General features: G+C 41.3%; 25 protein-coding genes. 17 read left to right on the top strand and 8 right to left on the bottom strand.

Annotation, left to right across the window (positions count from 1 at the left end; genetic code table 11):
- Positions 1-193 precede the first annotated feature (193 nt).
- The 11 genes from ACVCDT_RS01685 (at position 194) to ACVCDT_RS01635 (ending at position 10,017) form a co-directional block, all read left to right on the top strand.
- Positions 194-1,534: a Na(+)-translocating NADH-quinone reductase subunit A gene (locus ACVCDT_RS01685; protein WP_447131004.1), complete on the top strand. Its 1,341-nt coding sequence runs from the start codon at positions 194-196 to the stop codon at positions 1,532-1,534.
- Between the two features lie 2 nt (positions 1,535-1,536).
- A complete protein-coding gene (locus ACVCDT_RS01680; protein ID WP_447131003.1) occupies positions 1,537-2,748 on the top strand; it encodes an NADH:ubiquinone reductase (Na(+)-transporting) subunit B in 1,212 nt (403 codons plus the stop codon).
- Positions 2,738-3,493: a Na(+)-translocating NADH-quinone reductase subunit C gene (locus tag ACVCDT_RS01675; RefSeq protein WP_447131002.1), complete on the top strand. Its 756-nt coding sequence runs from the start codon at positions 2,738-2,740 to the stop codon at positions 3,491-3,493. Before ACVCDT_RS01680 ends, ACVCDT_RS01675 begins: the two co-directional genes overlap by 11 nt.
- Positions 3,494-3,505: 12 nt before the next feature.
- Entirely contained in the window at positions 3,506-4,138 is a 633-nt protein-coding gene (locus tag ACVCDT_RS01670) for an NADH:ubiquinone reductase (Na(+)-transporting) subunit D (protein WP_447131001.1), read from the top strand.
- A gap of 3 nt (positions 4,139-4,141) precedes the next feature.
- The gene (nqrE, locus tag ACVCDT_RS01665) at positions 4,142-4,750 is read left to right on the top strand and encodes an NADH:ubiquinone reductase (Na(+)-transporting) subunit E (RefSeq protein WP_447131000.1); all 609 of its coding nucleotides are present in this window, start codon (positions 4,142-4,144) and stop codon (positions 4,748-4,750) included.
- Positions 4,751-4,773: 23 nt separating this feature from the next.
- Entirely contained in the window at positions 4,774-6,006 is a 1,233-nt protein-coding gene (gene nqrF, locus ACVCDT_RS01660; RefSeq protein WP_447130999.1) for an NADH:ubiquinone reductase (Na(+)-transporting) subunit F, read from the top strand.
- Positions 6,007-6,081: 75 nt separating this feature from the next.
- Positions 6,082-7,101 carry an FAD:protein FMN transferase gene (locus ACVCDT_RS01655; protein WP_447130998.1) on the top strand — a complete coding sequence of 340 codons (1,020 nt, stop codon included), beginning with the start codon at positions 6,082-6,084 and terminating at the stop codon, positions 7,099-7,101.
- Between the two features lie 36 nt (positions 7,102-7,137).
- Positions 7,138-7,371, top strand: coding sequence for a (Na+)-NQR maturation NqrM (gene nqrM / locus ACVCDT_RS01650; RefSeq protein ID WP_447130997.1), 234 nt, complete (start codon positions 7,138-7,140; stop codon positions 7,369-7,371).
- Positions 7,372-7,485: 114 nt separating this feature from the next.
- The gene (gene dinB / locus ACVCDT_RS01645; protein WP_447130996.1) at positions 7,486-8,547 is read left to right on the top strand and encodes a DNA polymerase IV; all 1,062 of its coding nucleotides are present in this window, start codon (positions 7,486-7,488) and stop codon (positions 8,545-8,547) included.
- Between the two features lie 70 nt (positions 8,548-8,617).
- Positions 8,618-9,787 (top strand): MFS transporter, encoded by a 1,170-nt coding sequence (locus ACVCDT_RS01640; protein ID WP_447131271.1) that lies wholly within the window; start codon positions 8,618-8,620, stop codon positions 9,785-9,787.
- Between the two features lie 17 nt (positions 9,788-9,804).
- Positions 9,805-10,017: a DUF1653 domain-containing protein gene (locus ACVCDT_RS01635; protein ID WP_447130995.1), complete on the top strand. Its 213-nt coding sequence runs from the start codon at positions 9,805-9,807 to the stop codon at positions 10,015-10,017.
- Here the strand turns inward: ACVCDT_RS01635 and ACVCDT_RS01630 are convergent.
- Positions 10,006-11,733: a Na+/H+ antiporter NhaC family protein gene (locus ACVCDT_RS01630; protein WP_447130994.1), complete on the bottom strand. Its 1,728-nt coding sequence runs from the start codon at positions 11,731-11,733 to the stop codon at positions 10,006-10,008. The two genes, ACVCDT_RS01635 and ACVCDT_RS01630, sit on opposite strands and share 12 nt — an antisense overlap.
- Positions 11,734-11,827: 94 nt before the next feature.
- Between ACVCDT_RS01630 and ACVCDT_RS01625 the strand changes: the two genes are divergently transcribed.
- Entirely contained in the window at positions 11,828-12,691 is an 864-nt protein-coding gene (locus ACVCDT_RS01625) for an MBL fold metallo-hydrolase (protein WP_447130993.1), read from the top strand.
- Positions 12,692-12,752: 61 nt separating this feature from the next.
- Here the strand turns inward: ACVCDT_RS01625 and ACVCDT_RS01620 are convergent, their stop codons facing one another.
- A complete protein-coding gene (locus ACVCDT_RS01620; RefSeq protein WP_447130992.1) occupies positions 12,753-14,402 on the bottom strand; it encodes an amidohydrolase in 1,650 nt (549 codons plus the stop codon).
- Between the two features lie 190 nt (positions 14,403-14,592).
- Between ACVCDT_RS01620 and ACVCDT_RS01615 the strand changes: the two genes are divergently transcribed.
- Entirely contained in the window at positions 14,593-15,378 is a 786-nt protein-coding gene (locus ACVCDT_RS01615) for a hypothetical protein (protein ID WP_447130991.1), read from the top strand.
- A 78-nt stretch (positions 15,379-15,456) separates the two neighbouring features.
- Here the strand turns inward: ACVCDT_RS01615 and ACVCDT_RS01610 are convergent, their stop codons facing one another.
- A complete protein-coding gene (locus ACVCDT_RS01610; RefSeq protein ID WP_447131270.1) occupies positions 15,457-16,446 on the bottom strand; it encodes a serine/threonine dehydratase in 990 nt (329 codons plus the stop codon).
- Between the two features lie 109 nt (positions 16,447-16,555).
- Between ACVCDT_RS01610 and ACVCDT_RS01605 the strand changes: the two genes are divergently transcribed.
- Both ACVCDT_RS01605 and ACVCDT_RS01600 read left to right on the top strand, forming a co-directional pair.
- The gene (locus ACVCDT_RS01605; protein WP_447130990.1) at positions 16,556-16,930 is read left to right on the top strand and encodes a PH domain-containing protein; all 375 of its coding nucleotides are present in this window, start codon (positions 16,556-16,558) and stop codon (positions 16,928-16,930) included.
- Between the two features lie 98 nt (positions 16,931-17,028).
- Complete coding sequence (locus tag ACVCDT_RS01600; RefSeq protein ID WP_447130989.1) at positions 17,029-17,862, top strand: hypothetical protein; 834 nt, start codon at positions 17,029-17,031, stop codon at positions 17,860-17,862.
- Positions 17,863-17,866: 4 nt separating this feature from the next.
- Here the strand turns inward: ACVCDT_RS01600 and ACVCDT_RS01595 are convergent, their stop codons facing one another.
- From ACVCDT_RS01595 to ACVCDT_RS01575, 5 genes are all read right to left on the bottom strand, one after another.
- Positions 17,867-18,772, bottom strand: a complete 906-nt coding sequence (locus tag ACVCDT_RS01595) for a sialate O-acetylesterase (protein ID WP_447130988.1) — start codon at positions 18,770-18,772, stop codon at positions 17,867-17,869.
- Positions 18,773-18,775: 3 nt separating this feature from the next.
- Positions 18,776-21,397, bottom strand: a complete 2,622-nt coding sequence (locus ACVCDT_RS01590; protein ID WP_447130987.1) for an alpha-amylase family glycosyl hydrolase — start codon at positions 21,395-21,397, stop codon at positions 18,776-18,778.
- Between the two features lie 410 nt (positions 21,398-21,807).
- A complete protein-coding gene (locus tag ACVCDT_RS01585; RefSeq protein ID WP_447130986.1) occupies positions 21,808-21,972 on the bottom strand; it encodes a hypothetical protein in 165 nt (54 codons plus the stop codon).
- Between the two features lie 12 nt (positions 21,973-21,984).
- Entirely contained in the window at positions 21,985-22,302 is a 318-nt protein-coding gene (locus ACVCDT_RS01580; protein WP_447130985.1) for a helix-turn-helix transcriptional regulator, read from the bottom strand.
- A 3-nt stretch (positions 22,303-22,305) separates the two neighbouring features.
- Positions 22,306-22,713 (bottom strand): hypothetical protein, encoded by a 408-nt coding sequence (locus ACVCDT_RS01575; protein WP_447130984.1) that lies wholly within the window; start codon positions 22,711-22,713, stop codon positions 22,306-22,308.
- 369 nt (positions 22,714-23,082) lie between these two features.
- On the opposite strand from ACVCDT_RS01575, the gene ACVCDT_RS01570 reads away from it, so the two are divergent.
- A complete protein-coding gene (locus ACVCDT_RS01570; RefSeq protein WP_447130983.1) occupies positions 23,083-23,853 on the top strand; it encodes a hypothetical protein in 771 nt (256 codons plus the stop codon).
- Positions 23,854-24,045: 192 nt separating this feature from the next.
- Positions 24,046-25,338 (top strand): metal-dependent hydrolase family protein, encoded by a 1,293-nt coding sequence (locus tag ACVCDT_RS01565; RefSeq protein ID WP_447130982.1) that lies wholly within the window; start codon positions 24,046-24,048, stop codon positions 25,336-25,338.
- Positions 25,339-25,511 lie beyond the last annotated feature (173 nt).

Below are 25,511 nucleotides of genomic sequence, written 5' to 3'. Positions count from 1 at the left end.
ACCTTTAATTTGAAATTGCAGCGAGCAATTTACTCAATTTCATTTTATTTACACTAGGTGGCTGCGAATTAATTAATTGTTCATTAATAATACTCATCACCATTAGGTTTTTATTTAGCTAAAGCAAAAGTTGTTGTTAGGCAAAACAGAATCTAATGGTGCTGTGTATTAATTTAGAGTAGTGCTATTGCGTATGATAAAAATCACGAAAGGGTTAGATCTCCCTATAAAGGGATCGCCACAACAAACAATCCAAGAAGGCAACGCTGTCACTAAGGTGGCCATTTTGGGTGAAGAGTACATTGGCATGCGTCCAACTATGCATGTTCAAGAAGGGGACAAAGTGAAAAAAGGCCAGGTTCTTTTTGAAGATAAAAAGAACCCTGGAGTAAAATTCACTGCGCCTGCCGCCGGTAATGTTGTTGCCATCAACCGTGGTGCAAAACGTGTTTTGCAATCTGTGGTAATTGAAATAGAAGGCAACGAAAGCGAAGAGTTTGCTAAATATAGCAGTTCTGAGCTGGCTTCATTAGATGCTGCTAAGGTTCAACAAAACTTAGTAGACTCTGGTATGTGGACAGCCATTAGAACTCGCCCGTATAGCAAGTCTCCCGCTTTAGATTCTAAACCAAACTCAATTTTTGTCAGTGTCATGGATACTAATCCATTGGCTGCTGATCCTTTGGTCATTATTGCTGAACGTAACCAAGACTTTATCAATGGCTTAAATGTCATTAGCTGTTTAACAGACGGCAAAGTGTTTGTCAGTAAAGCCGCAGGTAGCGATGTGAATACCGGTGACGCAAAAGTTGAAGTTAATGAATTTGCTGGTGTGCATCCTGCTGGTTTAGTTGGCACTCATATTCATTATCTTGATCCTGTGGGCGCCAACAAAAAAGTTTGGCACATAGGCTATCAAGACGTTATGGCAATTGGGCATTTGTTCACTACTGGTGAGCTAGACAACCAAAAAGTTGTGTCTTTAGCCGGCCCAGAAGCTAAGAACCCTCGCTTAGTGCGCACTTTACTTGGTGCTGATATTACCGAGCTTACTGCAGGTGAAGCCAACGAAGGCGAAATGCGTATGATCTCAGGCTCAGTATTGCAAGGTAATCATGCCCATGGCGTACATGGTTTCTTAGGTCGCTTCCATAACCAAGTGACTATTTTACGCGAAGGGCGTGAAAAAGAGTTGTTTGGCTGGATTAAGCCTGGGGTTAACCAACATTCAATTACGCGTGCTTTTATGGGTCACTTAAACCCTAAAAAGCTATTTAACATGACCACTACAACCAACGGTTCAGATCGTTCAATGGTGCCAATTGGTAACTACGAACGCATTATGCCGCTAGATATTTTGCCTACTTTGTTGCTAAGAGACATGATCTCTGGTGATACCGATGGTGCTCAAACACTAGGTTGTTTGGAGCTAGACGAAGAAGATTTGGCTTTGTGTACTTATGTGTGCCCAGGCAAATATAACTACGGTCCTATCTTGCGTGATTGTTTAGACAAGATTGAGAAAGAGGGTTAATCATGGGTTTAAAAGCATTTTTAGAAAAAATTGAACCTGATTTCGAAGCAGGTGGTAAATACGAAAAATGGTATGCCTTGTACGAAGCGGCAGCCACCATTTTTTATACGCCAGGTACAGTGACAAAATCCACTACACACGTAAAAGATAGCGTTGATCTAAAACGCATCATGATTATGGTGTGGATGGCGACCTTTCCAGCCATGTTTTACGGTATGTATAACATTGGTAACCAAGCGCATAACGCTATTATGTCGGGCGCAGGTGCATTACCCGATGTTTGGCAAGCAGCCTTGTTTACTGCCTTAGGCGGACAAATAGGCCTTGAGTCTACTGGTGGTCTAGCATTGTTCTTATATGGTGCATGTTTCTTTGTGCCTGTATACGCCACGGTATTTATAGTAGGTGGATTTTGGGAAGTCTTATTTGCTTCGGTACGTAAGCACGAAATTAACGAAGGCTTCTTTGTTACTTCGGTACTTTTTGCCCTTACCTTACCTGCCACTATTCCTTTATGGCAAGCGGCCTTAGGTATTACTTTTGGTGTAGTAGTAGCCAAAGAAATATTTGGTGGTACCGGACGTAACTTCTTAAACCCAGCTTTGTCGGGTCGTGCATTTTTATACTTTGCCTACCCAGCGCAAATTTCGGGAGATGCAATCTGGACAGCCGCTGATGGGTTCTCTGGAGCAACTTGGTTAAGTAAAGCGGCCAATGGTTCAGTAACCGACTGGAGCATTAATGCCCAGTGGTGGGATGCGTTCTTTGGTAACTTGCAAGGTTCAATGGGTGAAGTATCTGCCTTAGCAATATTGATAGGTGGATTGTTCATTATTTACATGCGTATAGCCTCATGGCGAATTGTAGCGGGTGTGGCTATTGGTATCTTCTTGTTCTCTAGCTTATTAAACTTTATAGGTAGTGATACTAACCCAATGTTTGCTATGCCTTGGTACTGGCACATGGTGATAGGTGGCATGGCCTTTGGTATGTTTTTTATGGCAACAGATCCAGTATCGGCCTCATTCACCGACCAAGGTAAGTGGGCTTACGGTATTTTAATTGGGTTTATGGCAGTGATGATTAGGGTGCTCAATCCAGCTTTCCCTGAAGGCATAATGTTGGCCATTTTATTTGCTAATTTATGGGCGCCTTTGTTCGACTTCTTTGTTGCCCAAAGTAATATTAAACGGAGGATGGCACGTGTCGGCTAAAAAAGAAACTCTAGGTAAAACTGTTGGCGTAGTTGTCGCAGTCTGTTTGGTGTGTTCAATTGTTGTTTCTAGCGCCGCAGTAGGTCTGCGTTCACTGCAAGAAACCAATGCCGCCATTGATAAACAATCAAACATTGTTGAAGCTGCCGGTTTATCGGCACAAGCTAAAGGCGACATTGCTGCTACTTACAATAAATACATTGAGGAACGCTTTGTTGATTTAGCTACAGGTGAATATGTTGACGTGCCTGAAGGCTACAACATGTATAAAGAAGCCAAGTCTGAAAAATACTCAGTGAAAGTTGAAAACAGCAATGTAGGTTTTCAGCGTCGCGCTAGTATCGCCAGTGTGTATTTGGTGAAAAACGATGCAGGTGAAATTACCCGTATCGTATTACCCGTGCATGGTAGTGGTTTATGGGACTTAATGTATGGCTTCTTAGCTATAGATGCTGATGGCAATACAGTTCGTGAACTGGTGTATTACCAGCACAAAGAAACTCCTGGACTAGGTGGTGAAATTCAAAACCCCAGCTGGAAAGCAAAATGGGGTGGCAAAAAACTTTACAACAATGGTGAAGTAGCTATCGAAGTCAAAAAAGGCGACAACAGCAATGATCAATATGCAGTTGATGCGCTATCTGGTGCAACACTTACCAGTAATGGGGTAGAAAATACCCTGACATATTGGCTGGGTGAGAATGGCTTTGGGCCATACCTTAAAAATCAGACTTGGAAATCGTAAGGGGTTCATACAATGGCTGAAACTAAAGAAATGAAAAAGGTATTGTTGGGACCCATTCTGGACAATAACCCAATTGCCTTGCAAGTACTGGGCGTGTGCTCGGCACTAGCAATTACCACTAAGCTAGAAACGGCATTGGTTATGTCGTTAGCATTAACCACAGTTTGTGCGTTTTCTAACTTATTTATATCGTTAATACGTACACAAATTCCTTCAAGCGTACGTATTATCATTCAAATGACCATTATTGCTTCATTGGTAATAGTGGTAGACCAAGTGCTTAAGGCGTACTCATACGAGATATCCAAACAGCTGTCGGTGTTTGTTGGCCTGATCATTACAAACTGTATTGTAATGGGCCGCGCTGAAGCTTATGCCATGAAGAGCCCGCCTTTTATGTCTTTCTTAGATGGATTAGGTAATGGTTTAGGTTATTCAATGGTGTTAGTGGTTATTGGTACAGTCAAAGAGTTATTTGGCTTTGGTACTATTTTAGGATTTGAGGTTTTACCTTTGATTCAAAATGGTGGCTGGTATCAAGGTAATGGCCTATTGATTTTACCTTTTAGTTCGTTCTTTTTGATAGGTGGACTGATTTGGGCAATTCGTACTATTCGTCCAGCACAAGTCGAGCCGAAGGAGTAATTCATGGAACATTATCTAAGTATTTTTGTTAAATCTGTTTTCATTGAAAACATGGCCTTATCTTTGTTCCTTGGTATGTGTACCTTTTTAGCAGTATCTAAAAAAGTAAAAACCTCAATGGGTCTTGGTGTTGCAGTAATTGTGGTATTGGGGATTTCAGTTCCTGTTAACCAAGTTATTTACGTAAACATTTTGGCGCCAGGCGCACTAGGTTGGGCTGGTTTCCCTAATGCTGACTTAAGCTTTTTGAGCTTTCTTACCTTTATCGGGGTCATTGCAGCCTTAGTGCAAATCTTGGAAATGAGTCTAGATAAGTTCTTCCCTGCGTTATACAACGCTTTGGGGATTTTCTTACCTCTTATTACCGTAAACTGTGCAATTTTTGGTGGTGTGGCTTTTGCCGTACAACGTGAATACAACTTTAGCGAAAGCATAGTATATGGCATAGGCAGCGGTTTAGGTTGGGCAATTGCCATTACCTTGTTAGCGGCTGTGCGCGAAAAGCTTAAATATGCTGATATGCCAGAAGGTGTGAGAGGCTTAGGGTCGGTATTTATGATTGCCGGGCTAATGGCGCTTGGTTTCCAATCTTTTACTGGCGTAGCGCTGTAGTCAACTCCAAGAGGAATAGTTAAATGAATTTAAATGAAATTTACCTTGGTGTAGGCATGTTTATCGCTATTGTTTTGGCGCTAGTGTTTATCATCATGTTTGCAAAATCTAAGCTGGTACCCAGTGGCGAAGTCACCATTCGTATTAACGGTGGTGCTGAAGAACCTATTACCGCTCAGCCTGGCGACAAGTTACTAGGTGCCTTAGCTAATGCCGGTATCTTTGTTTCTTCTGCTTGTGGTGGCGGTGGTTCGTGTGGCCAATGTCGTGTTGACATTAAAGCGGGTGGTGGCGAAATATTACCTACCGAGCTTGACCATATCAGCAAAAAAGAAGCCAAGCAGGGTTGCCGTTTATCTTGTCAGGTATCTATCAAACAAGACATGGATATCGAACTTGAAGAAGAAATTTTTGGTATTAAAAAGTGGGATTGTGAAGTTATTTCTAATGACAACAAAGCCACCTTTATTAAAGAGTTAGTACTTAAAATTCCTAACGGTGAAAGTGTTCCTTTCCGTGCCGGTGGTTATATTCAAATTGAGGCGCCACCTCATCATGTGAAATATTCAGACTTCGATATTCCAGAAGAATATCGTGGTGATTGGGAGCGTTTTGGCTTCTTTAATATCGAATCTAAAGTAGACGAAGAAACTATACGTGCTTACTCCATGGCTAACTACCCGGAAGAAGAAGGCATTATTATGCTAAACGTACGTATTGCTTCTCCGCCGCCTAACAATTTATCCTTGCCAGCAGGTAAGATGTCATCTTATATCTGGAGCCTTAAGCCAGGTGATAAGGCTACAATTTCTGGTCCATTTGGTGAGTTCTTTGCCAAAGATACAGACGCAGAAATGGTCTTTGTTGGTGGTGGTGCTGGAATGGCGCCTATGCGTTCACACATTTTCGACCAACTTCGTCGCTTAAAATCAAAACGTAAGATGACATTCTGGTACGGTGCCCGTTCTCTACGTGAAATGTTCTACGTAGAAGATTTCGACATGCTTCAAAAAGAGAACGACAACTTTACTTGGCATGTAGCCTTGTCTGATCCACAACCTGAAGATAACTGGGAAGGCGATACTGGATTTATCCATAATGTACTTTTAGAGAACTATCTAAAAGATCACCCAGCACCTGAGGACTGTGAGTTCTACATGTGTGGTCCACCTATGATGAACGCCGCTGTTATTAACATGCTCAAAGAGTTAGGTGTAGAAGACGAAAACATCATGTTGGATGATTTTGGTGGTTAACCAGCTTCATTAACATCAGATTAAAAGGGGCTTAGGCCCCTTTTTTATTATCAATTTATTAGGTCACAGATTTTTATGCAACTATCTTTCAAATTAAGCCTATTTAGCTTAGTCATGCTACTTACTTTGCTGGCTTGTAACCAACCTGAGAGTCCAGAAATTCACCTAACTGGGCCAACTATGGGGACTCACTTTAACGTTAAAGTCGTTAATGACGTGAAGGTAGATAAAGACCAGCTGCAAAGTGAAATAGAGCAGGAGTTGGCCGAAATTAACCAGCTTATGTCTACCTATATTAGTGATTCAGAATTAAGCCAATTTAATCAATGGAATAGTACAGAACCTTTTACTTTATCTGATAAAACCTTGGTTGTACTGCACGAAGCAAAACGTTTAGGCGAATTAAGCCAAGGGGTTTTAGACGTCACTGTAGGGCCATTAGTCAATCTATGGGGATTTGGTCCGCAAAGTCGGCCAGAAAAAATTCCGTCACCTCAACTTATACAACAAACCAAACAAAAAACTGGCTTAGATAAATTGCAATTGGCTGAGCACGCGGCCTACAAAACTCAGCCCGATTTATACGTTGATTTATCTACTATTGCTAAGGGCTATGCAGTGGATCAACTGGCCGACATATTACTGGCACACAATATAAAGAACTTCTTAGTGGAGATTGGCGGAGAAATGCGTTTAGCCGGCAAAAAAGCCTCGGGCATGGATTGGAAAATTGCCATCGAAAAACCCCAAGCTTCGGGTCGTGCGGTGCAAAAAATTATTAGCATAGGCAACAATGCCGTCGCTACCTCAGGCGATTATCGAAATTATTACGAATTTGATGGGGAGCGTTATTCGCACTTAATCGACCCTGTGAGTGGTTACCCCATCTCGCATAATTTAGTGTCTGTGACAGTGATCCACCCATCGTCTATGACAGCAGATGGACTAGCCACTGCACTAAATGTGATGGGAAAAGAGCGAGCATTAGCCCTTTCCGAACAACACAATTTAGCTGTAATGCTGATAACTAAAGAAACTCAAGGCTTTACCGAGTATACTAGTAGTAAGTTTCAGCAGCTTGTCACTGTGCATTAGTATTGTTTTATTGATTGATATTTCGGAGTTAGATTTTTGAGCACCTTCATTCTTGCATTTGTATTTTTTTTAGTAGTAGTTGTGGCCATGTCTGTGGGTTATATAGTGCAGCAAAAAACCATTTCTGGTAGCTGTGGTGGTTTGGGCGCGCTTGGGGTTGATAAAGCCTGTGATTGCCCTGAACCTTGCGATCGAAAAAAAATGCGCATGGAAAAAGAACAAGCGCGTCAAGAAAAGCTCGACCAATGGAAGAAAAATCAAATTCTATAATTTGCTTTTAATTGCTTAATAAAAAAACGTCAACTTAGTTGGCGTTTTTTTTGTTGAATAAAAGCAAAAATTAGGCACAATACTGACTTTATATACAGTGTTGTGGGTAGGCATTTGCGCAAGATCATACATATCGATATGGACTGTTATTACGCAGCGGTAGAAATGCGTGATAACCCTGAGTATCGCAATGTGCCTCTTGCCATTGGTGGCAGTACCGATAGGCGTGGGGTTATCTCTACCTGCAATTATCAAGCGCGGCAATTTGGGGTACGCTCGGCCATGGCTACGGCTCATGCCTTAAAACTTTGCCCTGAATTAGTGTTAGCGCCGGGACGTATGGAGTTGTACAGTGAGATCTCACAGCAAATTCGCGAAATATTTAGCCGATATACAGATAAAATTGAACCCCTTTCATTAGACGAAGCTTACCTAGATGTCACCCATTGCCCCATGTTTGCTGGCAGTGCCACCCTTATTGCCGAAGACATTAGGCGCGCTATATTCAAAGAAACTCAATTAACAGCCTCTGCTGGCGTGGCACCTTGTAAATTCATCGCCAAAATAGCTAGTGACGAAAATAAACCAAATGGGATCTGTGTGGTGACGCCCGACAAATTAGATGATTTTGTTGTGAGTTTACCGCTAGGTAAAATTCCTGGAGTGGGCAAAGTCACCTTAGCTAAATTACATGATTTAGGCTTATTTACTTGCGCTGATATTCGTCAATATGCGTTTGAAGAGTTAATTAAAAAATTTGGTAAATTTGGCAAAGTTATTTGGGATCGTAGCCATGGTATAGATAATCGAGAGCTATCAATTCAAAGGCAACGTAAATCTGTGGGGGTTGAACGCACTATGGCGCAAGATATCTATACAAAAGAGCAATGTATGAACATGATTGAAAAGCTTATTCCTACTCTTGAAAAACGTGTACAGAAAGCCAAATCGCCCATTAGCAGCCAAGGCATAAAGTTAAAATTTAGCGACTTTCAACAAACCACAGTAGAGCATAAATGCCAACATTTAGATCCCGCATATTTTTATCAATTACTCGAGCAAGGTTTAGCACGCCAAGCTAATAGAGGCATTAGATTGGTTGGATTACATGTAGGGTTGGCCGAACCATCCACTCACCAGCAACTGGCTTTTAGTTTTTCATCCAGCAAAGACTAATTAGCCACAAAAGGTTACACTGCCTTAGTGTTAAATATTGCCTTAATTCAAGGATTTAGCTTTGAAAAATATGCCAGCTAATGTGTGGTTGCTCACCCTCATTCAAGCTTTAGCTATGAGCGCCGGTACTATGTTGGTTTTGGCCGGTGGCGTATTAGGCGCACAATTAGCGCCCAACCCTGCTTGGTCTACTTTGCCCTTTGCTATGAGTATAGTGGGTACGGCTTGCGGTGTGGTGCCTGTCACTCGTTTTATGCAACACTTTGGGCGTAAACCCGTATTTATTCTGGCCACCTTTTTAGGGGCGGTGATTACCCTATTAGCAGCGCTAAGTATTGTTAAAGGTAGTTTTTGGGGATTAGTTGGATCTGCCTTTGCTTTAGGAATGGTGATGTCTGCTATTCAACAAATTCGTTTTGCGGCGATGGAGTCGGTTGAGTTAGCCTTGATGCCAAAAGCTGCATCAACAGTGTTATTAGGTGGCCTAGTTGCCGCTATTTTAGGTCCTGAATTAGTTAGCTTAGGATTAAAGGTGTCGAGTCAGGATTTTGTTGGGGCGTTTTATATCATGGCTGGCATCTTTATTTTATGCAGCTTGTTGTTTAGTCAAATTGACAATCTGCATGTAAAAACAAAGCCAAATAGCAGCACAGGTAGAGACCTCTATACCATAGCCAAACAACCTGTGTTTATTTTGGCGGTGTCGGCCTCAGTAGTAGGTTATGCACTAATGAGTTTTATCATGACAGCCACGCCAGTGAGTATGCATGTGCATGGTGCCTTTGCACTCGAAGAAATTAAATGGGTGATCCAAAGCCACATATTTGCGATGTTTTTTCCTTCTTTATTTAGTGGCTGGTTAATTAGTCGATTAGGCACCACAAAAATCATTTATTTAGGCCTAGTGTGTTATCTATTAACTTTGGCCTTAGCGCTAAGCAATAACCAGTGGATTAACTATTGGGCGGCCTTAGTGTTTTTAGGTTTAGGTTGGAATTTCTTGTTTGTTGGCGGCACTGTGTTGTTGTCACAAAGTTATCAACCTAGTGAAAAATATAAAGTGCAGGGACTAAATGAATTTTTAGTTTTTGGTAGTCAGGCAACCGCTGCGTTAAGTGCTGGTATGTTTTTAAATATCTTTGCTTGGCAAGGATTAGTGATAGGCAGTTTTGTCATCATATTACTGCAAATTTTTATGATTATTTGGCAGCGTAAGCGCAGCCAACACTTAGCCATTTAACGCTAAAGGAGCATATGATGAGTGTAAAGGTGGGTAAATATCAACATTACAAGGGCAACGAATACCAAGTGATAGGTGTGGCAAAACACTCCGAAGATGAGTCAGAGTTAGTTGTGTATCGACCCTTATACGGGGCTGGCGATTTATGGGTAAGACCACTGACTATGTTTGTAGAAGAAGTACAAATAGATAATCAGTGGATCCCTAGGTTTAAATATTTAGGCGAATAACAATACGGTTAAGGTCCACAGTGTGGCAGCTAACAAGGCGGCATAAGTCGCCGGAATAATTTGGCTTTTTACATGATCCATTAGATCGCAACCTGTGGTCATCGAACTTAAAATGGTGGTGTCAGAAATAGGTGAGCATTGGTCGCCGTACACACTGCCGTTTAAGATAGTAGCAAAACAAACCATCATAAATAATTCGGGATTGGCTAATCCTTGGCTTTGTGCAAGTGTCCAAGCTAAAGGTAAGCCAAGGGGAAAGGCTATGGCATAAGTTCCCCAGCTGGTGCCAGTAGAAAATGCAATCAGCATGGTCATAAGTTGCAGTAAAATTGGCAAACACCAAAACGGAATATGTTCGCCCAAAGATTCAACTAAATAAATCCCGCCACCCAGCTGTTTGCTAAGCACGCCTATGGTTAAAGCAAACATTAGGATCACCGACGCTACTACTACCCCTTTTAAGCCATTACCAAAGCCATCTAATACTTGTTTTAGGCTCATGCCTTTTGCGAGCGCCATCATAATAGACAAAAATAGCGCACCCGAAAAAGCCCAATGAATTTGTGGAGAGCCCAAAAAAACGTAAGATAAAACCGCAATAATAATTAGGCTTATCAAAGGCAAAATGAATTCCATTCTATGCCCTTGGTAGCCCTCTGGTACTTGATTCTGATGCAATTCTTTGGCGCTGATTGGCGAGGCGTTAGGCGCATCTAATTGGCCAGTTTCAGCCACCCTTTGCATAGCTTTTTTGAGCGGTGCGCCGCTAAAGGTGGTGACATTCAAGCTAAGTAATAGGGTTCCTAAAACGGCAAAAATCGCGTAAAAACTAAAAGGTACACTAGCAAAGAAAAACGCAATTCTGTCGCTTTCTGTGGCTAAAAACGCCACCCCTGGAATAAACAAAAATGCCTGTACGTAAGCGGGCCAAGCGTTAAAGGCAATAAGCGAGGCAATAGGCGAGGCGGTTGAATCTACTACATAACTTAATTCTTCGTGACTGACCTTGGCTTTATCGGCAATAGGCTTAACTGTAGTACCCACTAAAACCGTGCTCATGGTACCGCCCTGAAAAAACACTAAACCTAAAAACCAAGTGATTAATTTTGCTGAACGTGGGCCTTTTACATAGTGCTGGCTCATATGGTCGGCAAAGGCTTGTGCTGCCCCAGTTTTGGCCCACATACCCATTAACCCGCCTAACAACCACAGGTATAAAATTAAAATGGAGGCGGCGCTAGACGTACCTATGTTGGGAATAAATACTTCATGGGTAATATCAAAACGCCCGAGCATTACTGCTCCAACTACTATACCACCAAGTAAGGCTACTAAAGGCTCGCGGGTTAACAGGCAAAGGGCTACAGCTACAAAAGCAGGTAATAAAGACCATAGCCCAAAGTGAAAATCGGCTTTAAGCAAAACCACATCTTCTGGACTATTTTTGTAAACCCACTGCTCTTTTATAGAGGGGGTGGTGGTAAGGTGGTTTAATGCTTCTTGTCTAAGAGGTGAGCTGCTGTATGGCTGTACTTGGGTAATGACTTTTTCTTGATCATTTATGCGGTAAGCCAATTGGTTTTGAGCATTTTGGTAGGTTTGGTACTGCAACTGGGTTTCTACCCAAGTGGGTTGCAGATTAAAGTTTATAAATAGTGCGCCAACCAAAGAGATGACAAAAAACACTAAGCTAAAGGTTTTGGTAAATTGCTGCATGCAGGTTATCTTTTAGATCTAAATTACAGTCTAGTGTGTAGTGAGTTGTGAAAAACGTCTAGCGTTACTTTTCATTCAATAAGGAACTAAGTCAATGCGTTTAAAAATTTTATTCAGTCTTTCTCTATCTTTGTTGTGCATCAGTACTCAAATATCCGCTCAAGATCGGTGGGCTAATGTTGAAATTACCCATCAAGCAGTGAATGGTTCAGTGCATATGCTAAAAGGTATGGGAGGCAATATTGGGGTGTCGGCAGGTAAAGATGGGATTTTAATCATAGACGACCAGTTTGCACCCTTAGCAGAAAAAATCGCTGCAGCTTTAGGTGATATCAGCAAAAAGCCTACTAAGTACGTAATTAATACTCACTATCATGGCGACCATACTGGCTCGAACGCGTATTTTTCTGAAATTCAAGGCAGCACGGTATTTGCTCATCATAATGTTCGTAAGCGTTTAGCTGCTAAAGAGCAACACAGCCACGCTGAACTACCAGTGGTGACTTATCAAGATGGCATAACTTTTCACTTTAATGATGACACCATTAAAGTCATGCATTTACCCCATGGACACACAGATAGTGATAGTGTGATTTGGTTTGAACAAGCCAATGTATTGCACCCAGGTGACTTATTCTTTAACCAGCGCTTTCCCTATATTGATTTAGCTGGGGGCGGCACTGTGTCTGGCTATATTAACAATGTCACTCAGATAATTAGTATGCTTGATGACAACACCAAAATTATTCCAGGACATGGTGAACTAGCAACTAAAGCTGATTATCAAGCCACTTTAGCCATGATAGTGGATACCGCTAAAATGGTAAAAAATATGAAAACCCAAGGCCTGAGCTTAGAGCAAGCTATAGAAAAAGGCTTAGGTGCAACCTACAAAGATTGGTCTTGGAGTTTTATCAACGAAGAAAAATGGATAAGCACTTTGTATAAAGGCCAATAACTGTACAAAGACAAACCAAACTAGGTTAGGGCTTATCCCTAACCTAGCTTACTTACTAATGTTAGTGAGCTTTTTTAAAACGTTGCTCGCCAGCAATCCAGGTTTCTAACACTTGGGTTTTCCAGATTTGCTGTGGCGCGATAGTAAAAATATCTTGGTCTACTAAAATAAAATCTGCCCATTTTCCTACCGTTAAACCACCTAAAATATCTTCTTGGTGGGCGGCGTAAGCAGCATCTAAGGTAAATCCTCTAAAGGCTTGCTCTACGCTAACCGATTGGTTAGGGATCCAGCCTGATCTTGGGGTGTTATCTCGATCTTGACGGGTAATAGCTGCATGTAGGCCATAAAAAGGGTTGGCTAACTCCACTGGAAAATCAGAGCCAAACGCAATAGGTGAACCTTGTTGTAAAAAGGTTTGCCAAGCATAGGCGCCTTTTAATCTGTCTGCGCCAACTCTGTCTTCGGCCATATTCATGTCGCTAGTGGCATGGGTAGGTTGCATAGAGGGAATAATACCTAATGTTTTAAAGCGCGGAATATCGTCAATGTTCACAACCTGAGCATGTTCAATGCGATTGCGAAGTTGTTGGCCGCCAATGCGCTTAAAGGTATGGGCAAATTGGTCTAAGGCCAAGCGGTTGGCTTTGTCGCCTATAGCATGAAAATTAAGTTGGAAGCCTTTACTTAAGACTAAATCAAACAAAGGCTGTAAATCACTTTCGCGAGTAACTAATAAACCAGCAGTATCTGGCGCATCTGAGTAAGGCGCTAACAAGGCTGCTCCGCGACTGCCTAACGCACCATCGCCGTAAGCTTTTACACTACGAATCGATAACCAATCATATTGATCCTGAACATAACCTTGATTTAACAACTGCTCTAAATCTGGCGAAGTGGCGGCTAACATAGGGTAAATACGAATGGGCAAATTATGCTGTTGCACTCGCTTTTTGTAATACTGGTACACGTCTTTATCTATGCCAGCGTCGTGCACACTGGTAATGCCATTAGTCAGTAAATGTTCACCTGCAGCATTAAGTTGTGCTGCAAGAAGCTGGTCTGAGCTTTTAGGCAAGAAAGGGGTTAATAAACTTTCGGCGTTATCGATTAAAATTCCGGTAGGCTCTCCATTTTCATCTCTGACTATTTTTCCACCTGGCGGATCTAAAGTGTCTTTAGTAATACCTGCAATTTCAAGGGCTTTGCTGTTCACCCAACTGGCGTGAGCATCTACTCTGGAAAGCACGACTGGGCGGTCTTTGACATATTCATCTAACAAACTAGCGTTAGGAAAAGCTTTGCCTGGCCACAATACTTGATTCCAACCTCGCCCTGTAATCCAAGCTAACTCAGGTTGGCTCTGTGCATAAGCTTGTACCTGTTTTGCGGCTTCTAAAGCCGAACGACTTTCACGTAAATCTACTTGTAAAATACTTTGACCTAGGCCGATTACATGACCGTGTGCGTCGATTAAACCTGGCAATAACACCCTGTTTTTACCGGCTATTTGGGTGGCATTAGGGTATTTTTTGGCTAACTCGCTGCCACCAATAGCTATTACTTTTCCACCATCAAAAACCAGATCAGTAAAGCTAATCAATTTCCCAGAATTATCTAGCGTATAACCTTTTACTCCACTAATGTGGCTAGGGGCTGAGAGGCATACGGCACTAAAAAAAACAAAACTAAAAATAATCAGTCGTTTCACACTTTTATCCTATTTATTATTTGCTGTTAACTTGCCTGAGTTTGGCTTAGGTTGCAACTAGGCTTGAAGTTTTTACCCATGTCCTTATCTTGATTACAAAGAATTACATTTAGCTAGCAAATTGAAACAGATTTTTGATATTTAGAGGTTCAATATTAGTTTTGAAATTGGTCACTAAGGGAGAGCAATTATGCATAAATTTACAAATTTATTTAGAACCATTAGCCAAATGTTTTTGGTTGGTAGCCTGTGTATTTCACTGGCCGCTTGTAATTCAGAATCAGTTGAAGAGGCGATAAAAGATAGTCCTTCTGGGAAAACTTTTACCGTTGAATTTAATCACTGGTCTGAAACGCCTGCCTTAGAGAATAAAGATGCAGAAATTTTGGCGATGGAAAGTGCCAATCAATTAGTGGCACCCATAGAGTTATACAACCGCACCGAAGAAGATTTGTTGAGCATCAGAACCCTGCATGCCGACAAACCAATAGTGAATGCCAATGCCACCACAGGTTATGTATTAACAGAAATGTTAATAGGCCTAAACAAAGAAGCCATGGAATTGTTTGATAGTGGCAATTATTCACCTTGGACAGAACTAAACCAAAAGTTTGGGGTGACCAGTATTGATAAACTTAACGACAATGTGGTCATCATGCGCTTTGAGCGTGGCTATAACATTCCTGCTGTGGCCCAAGTTTATATGGACGAAAAAATGCAAGGCATGGCCTATGCAGAGCCAAACTTTATTATTGGTGCTAGCCAAGATATTTGTTTAGAAAACTTTGCTGATGACAGCCGTATGTATATTTTCAAGCAAGGAGATGGCGATTGTCCGGCTGGTTGTATTTTTTGGCACTACGCTGGATTTAACGTAAGCGCGTCTGGTGAAGTGAGTGAATTAGGCCAGTTTGCTTCTGGCGACAATGAGCCCGATTGGTTTACTAAAAACCAAGAGTGTCGACAGTTTTTATAGTTAAGTCGCCCGACTTGGGTAAGGCTGGTCAACAATTTGCTGATCAGCCTTTTTTTATATTGGAAAAATAGGTTTAGCTTATAAAGAAGGTAAAGTGCTCAAATGGTCGTTTTGCCAAATTTGCTGCATTTTAGTTTGATCTATATTACCGCCAGATAAAATCACCAAAACTTTTTGCTTGCTGTTTTGGGTCTTTAGCCACTCAATTACAGCTGCCATGCTCATAGCACTAGTTGGCTCTACGTGGACTTTCAATAAGTGTTGTAACCACTGGGTCCAATAGGCAATCTTAGATTCACTTACCTCGTAAAACCCATCTAACTGCTGTAAGTAAGGAAAGGTTTTCTCGCCAACCTGCAATGTAGCGGCACCATCGGCTAAGGTCATTGGTTGTTGATTAAGCGATTCAATTTTGCCACTTCGCAGTGAATTGGCAGCATCATTGGCAATCAGTGGTTCGGCGCCCATTACCTTAATTTTAGGTTGCAGTGACTTAGCGCTAATTAAGGTGCCCGAAACTAACCCTCCGCCTCCTACCGGGGCAAATACTGCATTGATATCCTGTGTTTGGTTTAAGGCTTCTAGCGCTGCAGTACCCTGACCGGCAATAATATCTTCATGATTAAAAGGTGGAATTAACATGCTTTGTGCTTGCTGTGCAGCAACAGCGACCTGTTCATCGGCTTCTTTGCGTGTAGGGCTAAGCTTTAAGTTGGCACCGTAATATTGCGTAGCCGCGGCTTTGACCTTTGAAACATTTTGCGCACTATAGATAGTCGCTTGCACCCCTAAAAGATGTGCTGCATAGGCCACTGCCTGAGCATGATTGCCTGAACTATTGGCAACGACCTGCTCACCTAAACGACCTTCTTGCTGGGCTTTTAATAACATATTTAACGCGCCGCGCAGTTTAAAGGCGCCGGTTTTTTGTAAACACTCGGCTTTAAACACCACTTCATGGCCTAACCATTGATCTAATAAACGCGATTGTAAAATAGGTGTGCGATGGATAAAGGGGGCGATCCTTTGTTCAGCAGCTTGAATATGGGTAAGGGTCACAGTCGTCATAAAGTAAAATTCACATGGCATTATATTTGGTTGCAGATGGTAGCTTGTAGTTGCTATTTTCGCATCAACATTTATGCTCAATTGAACATTTTACTTTCGAGGATTATTTATGGGTTTGTTAGACGGGCTGTTAGGCAATGCATCTGAAGTTGACGTTCAAGAAGTAGCCGAAGAGTTAGCACCAATTATTGGTGCAACCGAAAGCGTAGAACAAGTATTTAAAGTGATTAGAGATATGTATGTGTTTACTAACAAACGACTCATACTAATAGATAAACAAGGTATGACAGGCAGAAAAGTGGATTATCACTCTATTCCTTATCGTGCTATTACCCAATTTAAAATTGAAACAGCAGGGCACTTTGATTTAGATGCCGAGTTTAAAATTTGGGTGTCGGGGCAGTCAGAGCCTATAGAAAAGGATCTTAAAAAAGATACGGTAGTTGGCATTCAACAAACCTTAGCCACCCATATGTTTGCTTAAGGTAGTACTGGCCAGCTCATCTCGCTGGCCATACTTGCAAACCCTAAGTTGGGTATAAATACTCCCTCATTTTTAATGGTTTTAGAAGTTGTTTTACTTTGGCTAACATTGACTATCAGAAATACACCGACAAAGAATTAAACCAAGCACTTGGTTCAATCGATGCTCAAGTGTATCCAGAAAATTATAACAACCTGATAAACGAACTTAATCGACGTAGAAAAAAAATTGCTTTAGAACTCAGCAAAAACCAAACAAATTCAGAATCTAGTACCGCAGATAGATTAGATGAAAAAGCCTTTAGCAAAAATTATTGGAATGTTAATCAAGCTAAATGCGATCAGAAAAAGGTCACGCGCACTTTAGGCTATGCAGCACTGCTGGTGTTTTTGGGCGTTTTTAGTTTGCCTGCCTATTTTCATTCTTTTCTTTTAGGTCAGCAGTTTTATTCGCTTTTTACTATTTTGGCCTGGGTGAGTGCCGTCATTATTATGGTGGCTAGCGCCTATCATGTGATGCACCTATCAGAAGTGAAAATTACCGATAAGCAACGTGCTTGGTTTGGCATAAAAACCAAACAAGACGAACATAACTTTGCGGCCATAATAAAATGTGCTTTTGTGTTAATCACTGCTTTGCTGGGATATTTTATTGCCATTCGAACTCTGCCTGTATTGGCTCACAACTATTTTTTAGACAACGCTAGGCAGTCAATAGTGGTTACAGTTGCCGATAAACGCAAGCGATACAGGCGCAAACACTGTAACGGCAAGGTTTACATTGAAGAATTTAAACATGCTCAAGTGGATTATGTTTGCTCAGTCTTATCTAGGAGGACCTGGGAAAGCTTGCAATCCGGCGACAAGTTAAGGTTATTTGGCAGCCAGTCCAAAGTTGGTTTTTTGGTGACTGGGGCTAGAAAAATTCAATAAAGAGTTACTTGGCTTTACAGGTGTTAGCCAGCTCAATATATGCCTCTGCAAAGTCATTACCCATGCTGATATACCCTTGACTAAGGTAGTGCCATGCATCGTCTTTTGAATAAGGGTAGGTACTGGTTTGGGTCATGTAGCTGGCACAGACATCTTGTTCGGTAAACAGACGTTGGGCAGTTTGCACGCGTTGAATGTAAGGCATAATGCCTTCTTCTAACCTCGAATGAGTAATTTTACCTATGACTATGGGAATATCGTCTTTTCTTAAGGATGCCCGCAATAATGCCATTAGGCGGGTAAGATTAGATAAGTAAGCATTGGCAGTATGCGGGCTGGTATGGGCATCTGCCTCTCCTTGCATCCAAATAATACCAGCTGGGATTAGGGTATCTGGCTCTTGATCGCCATCAATATCTTGGCTGGCAGTGGCGTTAGCTATAGTTTGTAGGGCAAAGTCGTATTGGCTTTTGCCTTGGCCTTCTACAAAATCTGGTGACCAGTTGCCATACCCACTGTTTAGCGCTAAGCCTGTCCCCCCTACCGCATATTTAATAATGGCAATTTTTTTATTCGGCATTTTTTGTTTTAGGGTGTAGGCAAAGCTGAGCTCTGCTCCAAATCGGTCTGAATATTGATTCTGTTTACTGTCAGAGCTAAATCCAGTGCCGTGCCCTGGGCGCAGCTTACTCCACTTGCCTAGCCCTGCGTTTGGTTGATTGTCAAATACCCCATTACCATGGAAAATCATTACATCTTGGGGCTTAAGTAATTCTGCTGGCAAGGCCTGATTATATCCATAACCATCCATATTCGATTGGCCAGCTAAAAAGAAAGTATGGTATTCAGCAGCATTGGTTGTACAAGCTGCCGTTAGCCCAATAAAGGCGCTGATCAAAAATGTTTTCACCTGTTACTCCTTACTCTTTAATGTCATTTCGATAAAGTCGAGAATTTTAGCGTCATCAGGCTGGCCGCCACCAAAGCTCCAGGGGCTTGGTTGCAACGCTAAATCTCGATAGGCACCTTCGCCAGTAATGTCCCAAGTGGTGAGGTAAATATTGCTATCAAGCCAAGTCTGCACATTAAAATCACTGGCTCTGTAAGAGAAACTCAGGGTTTTCGCCGCTTTATCTACTGTTACTACAGGGGCTACCCCAAACTTTTTTCCTTGATGTTGTGCATTTGCACCTTGGGTTGAAAAGGTACTATTACCCCATCCATAGGCCACATGGCCTAAGTCCCAATTCCAGTTGTTAGGCATGTTTGCGTTTAACATAGGCAGGGCTTTTGCCCCAGCTTGATTAGCTAGGTCAAAAAACACTGTAAAAGCAACATTGTCAAAGCCGTTTGCTGGCAGCCAGTCGTTAGTGAGCTCTTTCATGGTGAAGGTGAGTTTTAGTACTTCTCCGCCAATTTCTGCTTTTACCGCCAGAATGTCTTGCTGGCCTATGCTTTGGCTATGTGTGGGCGCGCTAAGCTTACCATTTAATCCCGTGTCATCGCCTATTGCATCGGTAAAGGTAAAAGTGTGTTCAGGCTGTTTGGTAAAGGTTGTAAAGCTAAAGGCCTGGCTGGTGGTGCCTGTTGCAGGATGATAAGCCACTAGCGACACTTGCTCTTGGCCTAAGTTATTAACAGGGTAGGGTATTTGCCAGTTGCCTTCAGAATCGGTTGTTAGTTTTATTGCCGTATCTAAACGACTATTTTTGACTAGCAATAGATGACTATTAGCAAAACTGGCGCGCCCACTAAGCATAAAGTCTTGAGTCATGGTGGTATTGGGTTTGGCCGTGGTTATGCTGATGCTCCCAGATTTTAATGGCGTTTCTGTTGGCTGGTTTTCGAGCTCGGCAATAATAATACTGCGAGCTGGCAACTCGGTGGTGAGGTAACCTGTTGGATCTAAAACCATGCCTGAAGTATCGCCATAAATGGCTCGCAGATTAAGTGCTTGCTCGGCCAACTTGATGTTATTCACCAAAATTGGGTGACCAGAGGTGTTGAACATCACTAACACAGTGCGGCCTTGGTACTCACGTTTATAGGCCAAAAGACCCGCGCCGTTTTTATCGGCGGCTACGATTTTTAGTGTACCTCGGGTAAAAAGTTTATCGCTGGTGCGGATTTTGGCGAGCTTGGCGATAAATTTATACAGTTCGGCGTCTTGATTAAAATAATCTTGTTCTGCCATGAATCCGCCTTTAAACATGGCCTGACGCGACTCATGCATGGCTTGCGCAGAGCCTTGATAAATAGTTGGGATCCCAGGGATGGTTAATATGGTGGCCAAAGCTTGTTTAAAACCTGCCAGATCGCCACTAGCTAAAAAGCGCCCCATATCATGGTTATCAATAAAAGTAGGGATAAGGTATGGATTGTCGTACACCTGCATGTGCTGTTCAATTCGATAGGCTAGGTGATCGGTTGGGAAACCTTGGGCAAACACAGTTTTGAGCTCGTGATGCAGCGGAAATGAAATAAGCGAGTTTAATTCTGGTTGTTGCTGACTACCTAAATAGCTGGCCACTCTATGTTCGGCATCATTTTGGTAAGGTTTAGAGGTATCAAATACTTCGCCAAAAGCTAAAAAGTGCTCGCGACCTGTGGATTTTGCCACAGCATGGATACCATCAGGATCGTGCATAAACTGATGAAAAAACTCATGCTCAACGTATTTCACTGTATCTATTCTGAATGCGTCTACTCCTACTTCTTTGATCCAATCGCCATAGATTTGTTTAAATTTATCAATAACTAGCGGGTTTTTAGTGTTGATGTCGGCAAGGGTAGACAGTTGATAAGTGTATTGTTGTGGAATATTTTTATAATCTTGAATCGAGGGCGTCCAGTTGTAGATATTAGCCGCCACATGCGCTGGGTTATGTCGGTCGATTAAATCAAAAGGGGCTTGTACAGGTGCGGGTTGTCTGGAGTCGGGCTGCTCCATTAGGAAAAAGTTTTTTGCACTATCTTTGGGGTCGTAACCCTCAACCCCATTTTTATAATTAAAAAAGTTACCGGTATGATTCACCACTATATCTTGGATCAAATACATGCCTCTTCGGTGTAATTGATCTGATAATTTTTTGTAGGTGTCTATCGTCCCTAAGTGAGCGTCCACTGCGCTAAAGTCGGTGGCCCAATAGCCATGATAGCCACCATAATTACCCATAGTGCTCCACCATTGATTAGCCACCACTGGAGTGGTCCACACAGCTGTGGCACCTAGGTTTTGAATATAATCTAATTGTTCAATAACCCCTTGCAAGTCTCCGCCACTGTAATGACTTTCTTTACTCGGGTTATATTCACCAGCACCTTGGTCGTTGTTGCTGGGGTCGCCATCATTAAAGCGGTCTGTCATCAAAAAATAAATAATTTGGTCTTGCCATTCAGGGGAAGGCACATGCAGTAACAGATTCGATTCATCCACTTGGTTAGTTGATTGCTCGATTTGATTTTTTGCCTTGGTGTCTGAATCACAGCTTACAAGTAGAAGCCAGGCAGCAAATATTGGTAATAGATTTTTCATAGTTTTCTGATCGAACCTTAAAGGTATTTTGCCAACTCAAGTTCAAAGCTATTCTTGGCGCTTCAAGAGTTCTATGGACAGTGGCCAAAATGCTTAGAGTCATTGGTAATGCATGTTTTATAGGCAAATATTACCCTATCACTGTTTTTATCCCAGCCATATTGGATTTGAATACGAATGCATAAAATTATGGGCTAGTTTACTTTTGAACAAGTGCCAAATTGAATAACTAACAAATTTAAGATCTGCTAAAGCTAGGCGCTTTAAAAAAGTGTTTTATTAAAGTTGATTTGATGGCTTTTGTTATAGATAGAAGATGAGGAATAAAAAACGTTAAAAAGAAAAACTAGACATAAAAATCAGTGGCTTATCACCACTGATTTTTAAATGAAATGATGCTCATAATTGTTTTATTTACAGGCGAAACCTGAAGAGTCAACACTAGCGATGTTTTCTTTAGAGCCACATTTATTTAGTGCCATTTTCATATGATTTCTTTGATTGTATTCTTTGGCTATTGCCCCAAGACCTATCAATACTAGGGCGGCAATAAGCACTTTTTTAAGTTTAGACATTAAAACTCCTCTTTATTTTATAAAAAACAACACGCTACTTACACCCAGCCCAAAACTAATTAGTGAACTTAGACATATGAGCAAGTACCACTTGTTTGTTTTTTGTAGGTCTGAGAATTCATTTTTTTGATGACTATCAAGTTTGATTAATTCACCTTGTCGAACTTCAAAAACAGCACATAAACTCATAGTGGTTTCTTTTGAAGCAAGCCCTTCTTTTTCGACGCGTTGAATAGTACGTAAGCTTACATCACAGGCGTCGGCTAATACTTGTTGAGTCCAATTTTGTTGTAGTCTAAGAGCTTTTACTGTTTGGGGATTTAACTGCACTTTTTAAACTCCCCAAATTGCTGAAAGCAAAAATATTAAGATATATCCCGTTAGAGAACCAACTAAAAAACAAGCACCTACAAACACAAGGGCTTTTTTGGGATCTTTAAGTAAAGCGATAGATGATTGCTGCTGTTGTTCTATCAGGTGTTTATTCTTATAAAAGCTACACTCAAGTCTGCCAGATAGAATATTTTGCATCTCATATACTATTTGATATTTCTCTCCTGCAATTTCAAATGAATGTTTACTTATTACTGATTGGTTACGCTTGCTGCTGACTAATTCATCATTGAAATAGACCTCTTCTTTACCTGTAAAGTAATTGCCAAAACAGGCGATTTGATTGTCACCATCCTGAAAGTAAAATTTGTAGCCTAACTTTTTAGTATTTAGTATGTCGTTTTTCATCATCGTTTTCCTTGTTGTGTTGATGATGCTAATTTACTTTTTAAATGTGTTTTTTACGCCGTCAGCAGTACGACAGATAGTATTTTGGCATATGACAGTATTGCCGTCATGTATTATTAGTTTATGATTTTTAATAAGTTTTTTCACTTTGTCGTAGATTTTTAAAAGATAACAGCTGTCATAAAGCAAAGCCTGAAATGATAATATTAGGTCTAAATTAAGTCAGCTAAAAATGCATAAACACACCAATACTCAGCTTGAAATCTAAAAATCTTCACCTCCTAGGTAAATTGCCCAAAGCAAGCTGATGGTCTATTTTGCTAGTACCCTCATTCTTAAAATTTGCCAATTATGCTGCTAAGTCGTGTGATGTTTCATATTAAAAATCAAAACTGGTTTGCAGTGTGGATTGATTTTTTAATCGTAGTAATTGGTATTTTAATTGCGTTTCAAATCACCAACTGGAGTGAAAAACAGCAAAAACAAAATGAATTAGCTATTGCTGAAAGTGCATTGCAACTCGATTTATTGGCAAATTATTTTTTTTCAAAAGAGCGAATGGCTTTAAGTCATTGCCGAATTGCAAATTTGGGTAAGTTAGCCGAGCAACTTCTTAAACCTGAGGAGGAGTGGCAAGGGGTTAGCTTTGTTAAGAAAGCCTCAGAAGACTTTAATCCGGCCCTTGAAGGCGTGTTAATTTCGCCTAGTCGTGGCTGGGGATCTCGCTTATGGCAAGCTGAGCTTGCACGTGGCACCTTTAATCTTATGCCAAAAGCTAAGAGAAATAAGTTAGACACTTTGTTAAATCAAGGCGAAAAGGCCAATCAATTGCAAAGTGAAATCTGGACTTTGCAGTCACGCTTAAAGGTGCTCAGTCAAAACCTAAAATTAAGCGTTAGTGACCGCTTGCGTTATTACGAAATTGTAGCTGAATTAGATGATAAAAGTTTTTTGCTAGAAGTGATATCCCAACAGATAGCGACTGCCATTGAGAGTATGGATGTTTTTGTTGATGACACAGTATTAGAAGGTTTGCCTGCACTGCTTTCGGCAAGTAACAAGCGATTGATTGGTATTCATGGTGATTGCGTGTTACCTCGTAAGTTTTCACTGTTTAACTTTAATGACTACTATTATTGACAGCTGTAGTTTAGCCAAGGTCAGAATCCTAATATTGGATGAATACTTTAACTACTAAGGTCAAAAAAGAATGGCAGGCAAGCTGTTAAGTTTGATTAGAAACAAGCTAAGTACTCCCTTGTTAATAAATACTTAAATAGCCGTTAATGGTGCTTGATACCTTTTGTTTTTTGACAATTTATAAGGACGATTATGCATACTTTAAAACAACATATTAGTCTGTTAGAAAAAGTTTTTGTGTTAATAGTCAGTGTAAGCTTTTGCTGCAGTGTTAACGCTCAGGCTCAGTCAGACACCATTATCCTGAACGCAAAAAACTACCTAGATGTTGAAAAAGGTCGATTAATATCGCCAGCTGTTTTGGTCATTAGAAACGGTATGATTGCCGAGATTAATCCCACAACTATACCAAAAGGTAAACAGCTAAACTTGCCCGGAAAAACCTTAGTGCCAGGTTTGATGGATGCTCATACGCATATTTCTTTAAGTCCCGAAGATGGTTGGGATACTGAAGCAGCGGTGCTTAAACAAACTGATTTTGCGGTACGTGCTGTTTCTCATGCGCGTACTACTTTGTTGTCGGGCTTCACCACTATTCGCGATCTATTTAGCATGTATCACGCTGACATAGCGGTAGCACGCGGAGTTAAACGGGGAGACATAATAGGGCCTGATATTATTGGAAGCGGGTATTCCATAGGCATCACAGGTGGACACTGTGATATCACAGGCTTTGCCCCGGGCATTCTTGAAGCAAGTTATAAAACTGGGATAGGTGACGGACAAGATGAATTAGTTAAGGCAGTGCGTTATCAAATCAAACATGGCGCCAAAGTCATTAAAATTTGTGCCACAGCTGGCGTGATGTCAATGACCGAAAACGTGGGTAATCAACAGATGTCTGATGCAGAAATTCGCGCTGTAGTGGAAGAAGCGCATAGGCATGGACTTAAAGTGGCGGCTCATGCCCATGGCACAGAAGGCATTATTGCCGCTTCTAACGCAGGGGTTGATTCTATTGAGCATGCTTCTATTTTAACCGATAAGGCAGCTAAGGTATTGGCTGAAAATGGCACTTGGATAGTGCCAAATTTATATTTAATTGAAACCCTTGATTACGACAGTATGCCGCCGCTCAATGCTAAAAAATCCCGCTATATTGATGGCTTAGTAGTAGACAGTTTTGTTTTGGCCCTTAAACATAATTTAAAGATTGCCTTTGGCACCGATGCTTCGATATTTCCTCATGGCGATAATGCCAACGAAATGATTTCACGAGTAAAGCATGGGCAAAAACCCATTGAAGTCATACGCAGTGCAACTATTAACAATGCAGAGTTATTTGGGCTGTCTGACAGAGGTAATATCAGTGTGGGATTACGCGCTGATATTATTGCAGTAAAGCACAACCCGCTTGAAGATATGAGTGCTTTTCTAGATATTCCATTTGTAATGCAAGCAGGTGTAGTACATAAAAAACAGTAATTGGCTCGAAAGGATTCGAGACAAAACTGGCAGGACGCCAGTGAGCGTAAGCGAATACTTTTAGAACAATAAGCCAACGACCGCTATCTGCTAAAAATACTAATACCAATCGATTCCAGCGTATCTCAAAAGAACAAAGTCGAGGTAAGGCTTACCTGTTGAGTTCCGCTTAA

It is taken from the genome of Paraglaciecola aestuariivivens (assembly GCF_052983255.1).
The sequence above is the reverse complement of the archived record's forward strand: the minus strand, read 5'-3'. Positions and strand labels throughout refer to the sequence as shown.

Bases quoted from the DNA above. Each gene is read 5' to 3' on its own strand.
- ACVCDT_RS01575 (WP_447130984.1), bottom strand. From the start codon at position 22,713: ATGAAAAACGACATACTAAATACTAAAAAGTTAGGCTACAAATTTTAC.
- nqrE (WP_447131000.1), top strand. From the start codon at position 4,142: ATGGAACATTATCTAAGTATTTTTGTTAAATCTGTTTTCATTGAAAAC.
- ACVCDT_RS01590 (WP_447130987.1), bottom strand. From the start codon at position 21,397: ATGAAAAATCTATTACCAATATTTGCTGCCTGGCTTCTACTTGTAAGC.
- ACVCDT_RS01585 (WP_447130986.1), bottom strand. From the start codon at position 21,972: ATGTCTAAACTTAAAAAAGTGCTTATTGCCGCCCTAGTATTGATAGGT.
- ACVCDT_RS01640 (WP_447131271.1), top strand. From the start codon at position 8,618: ATGCCAGCTAATGTGTGGTTGCTCACCCTCATTCAAGCTTTAGCTATG.
- ACVCDT_RS01625 (WP_447130993.1), top strand. From the start codon at position 11,828: ATGCGTTTAAAAATTTTATTCAGTCTTTCTCTATCTTTGTTGTGCATC.
- ACVCDT_RS01565 (WP_447130982.1), top strand. From the start codon at position 24,046: ATGCATACTTTAAAACAACATATTAGTCTGTTAGAAAAAGTTTTTGTG.
- ACVCDT_RS01680 (WP_447131003.1), top strand. From the start codon at position 1,537: ATGGGTTTAAAAGCATTTTTAGAAAAAATTGAACCTGATTTCGAAGCA.
- ACVCDT_RS01655 (WP_447130998.1), top strand. From the start codon at position 6,082: ATGCAACTATCTTTCAAATTAAGCCTATTTAGCTTAGTCATGCTACTT.
- ACVCDT_RS01615 (WP_447130991.1), top strand. From the start codon at position 14,593: ATGCATAAATTTACAAATTTATTTAGAACCATTAGCCAAATGTTTTTG.
- ACVCDT_RS01635 (WP_447130995.1), top strand. From the start codon at position 9,805: ATGAGTGTAAAGGTGGGTAAATATCAACATTACAAGGGCAACGAATAC.
- nqrF (WP_447130999.1), top strand. From the start codon at position 4,774: ATGAATTTAAATGAAATTTACCTTGGTGTAGGCATGTTTATCGCTATT.
- ACVCDT_RS01610 (WP_447131270.1), bottom strand. From the start codon at position 16,446: ATGACGACTGTGACCCTTACCCATATTCAAGCTGCTGAACAAAGGATC.
- ACVCDT_RS01605 (WP_447130990.1), top strand. From the start codon at position 16,556: ATGGGTTTGTTAGACGGGCTGTTAGGCAATGCATCTGAAGTTGACGTT.
- ACVCDT_RS01570 (WP_447130983.1), top strand. From the start codon at position 23,083: ATGTTTCATATTAAAAATCAAAACTGGTTTGCAGTGTGGATTGATTTT.
- ACVCDT_RS01670 (WP_447131001.1), top strand. From the start codon at position 3,506: ATGGCTGAAACTAAAGAAATGAAAAAGGTATTGTTGGGACCCATTCTG.
- ACVCDT_RS01630 (WP_447130994.1), bottom strand. From the start codon at position 11,733: ATGCAGCAATTTACCAAAACCTTTAGCTTAGTGTTTTTTGTCATCTCT.
- ACVCDT_RS01685 (WP_447131004.1), top strand. From the start codon at position 194: ATGATAAAAATCACGAAAGGGTTAGATCTCCCTATAAAGGGATCGCCA.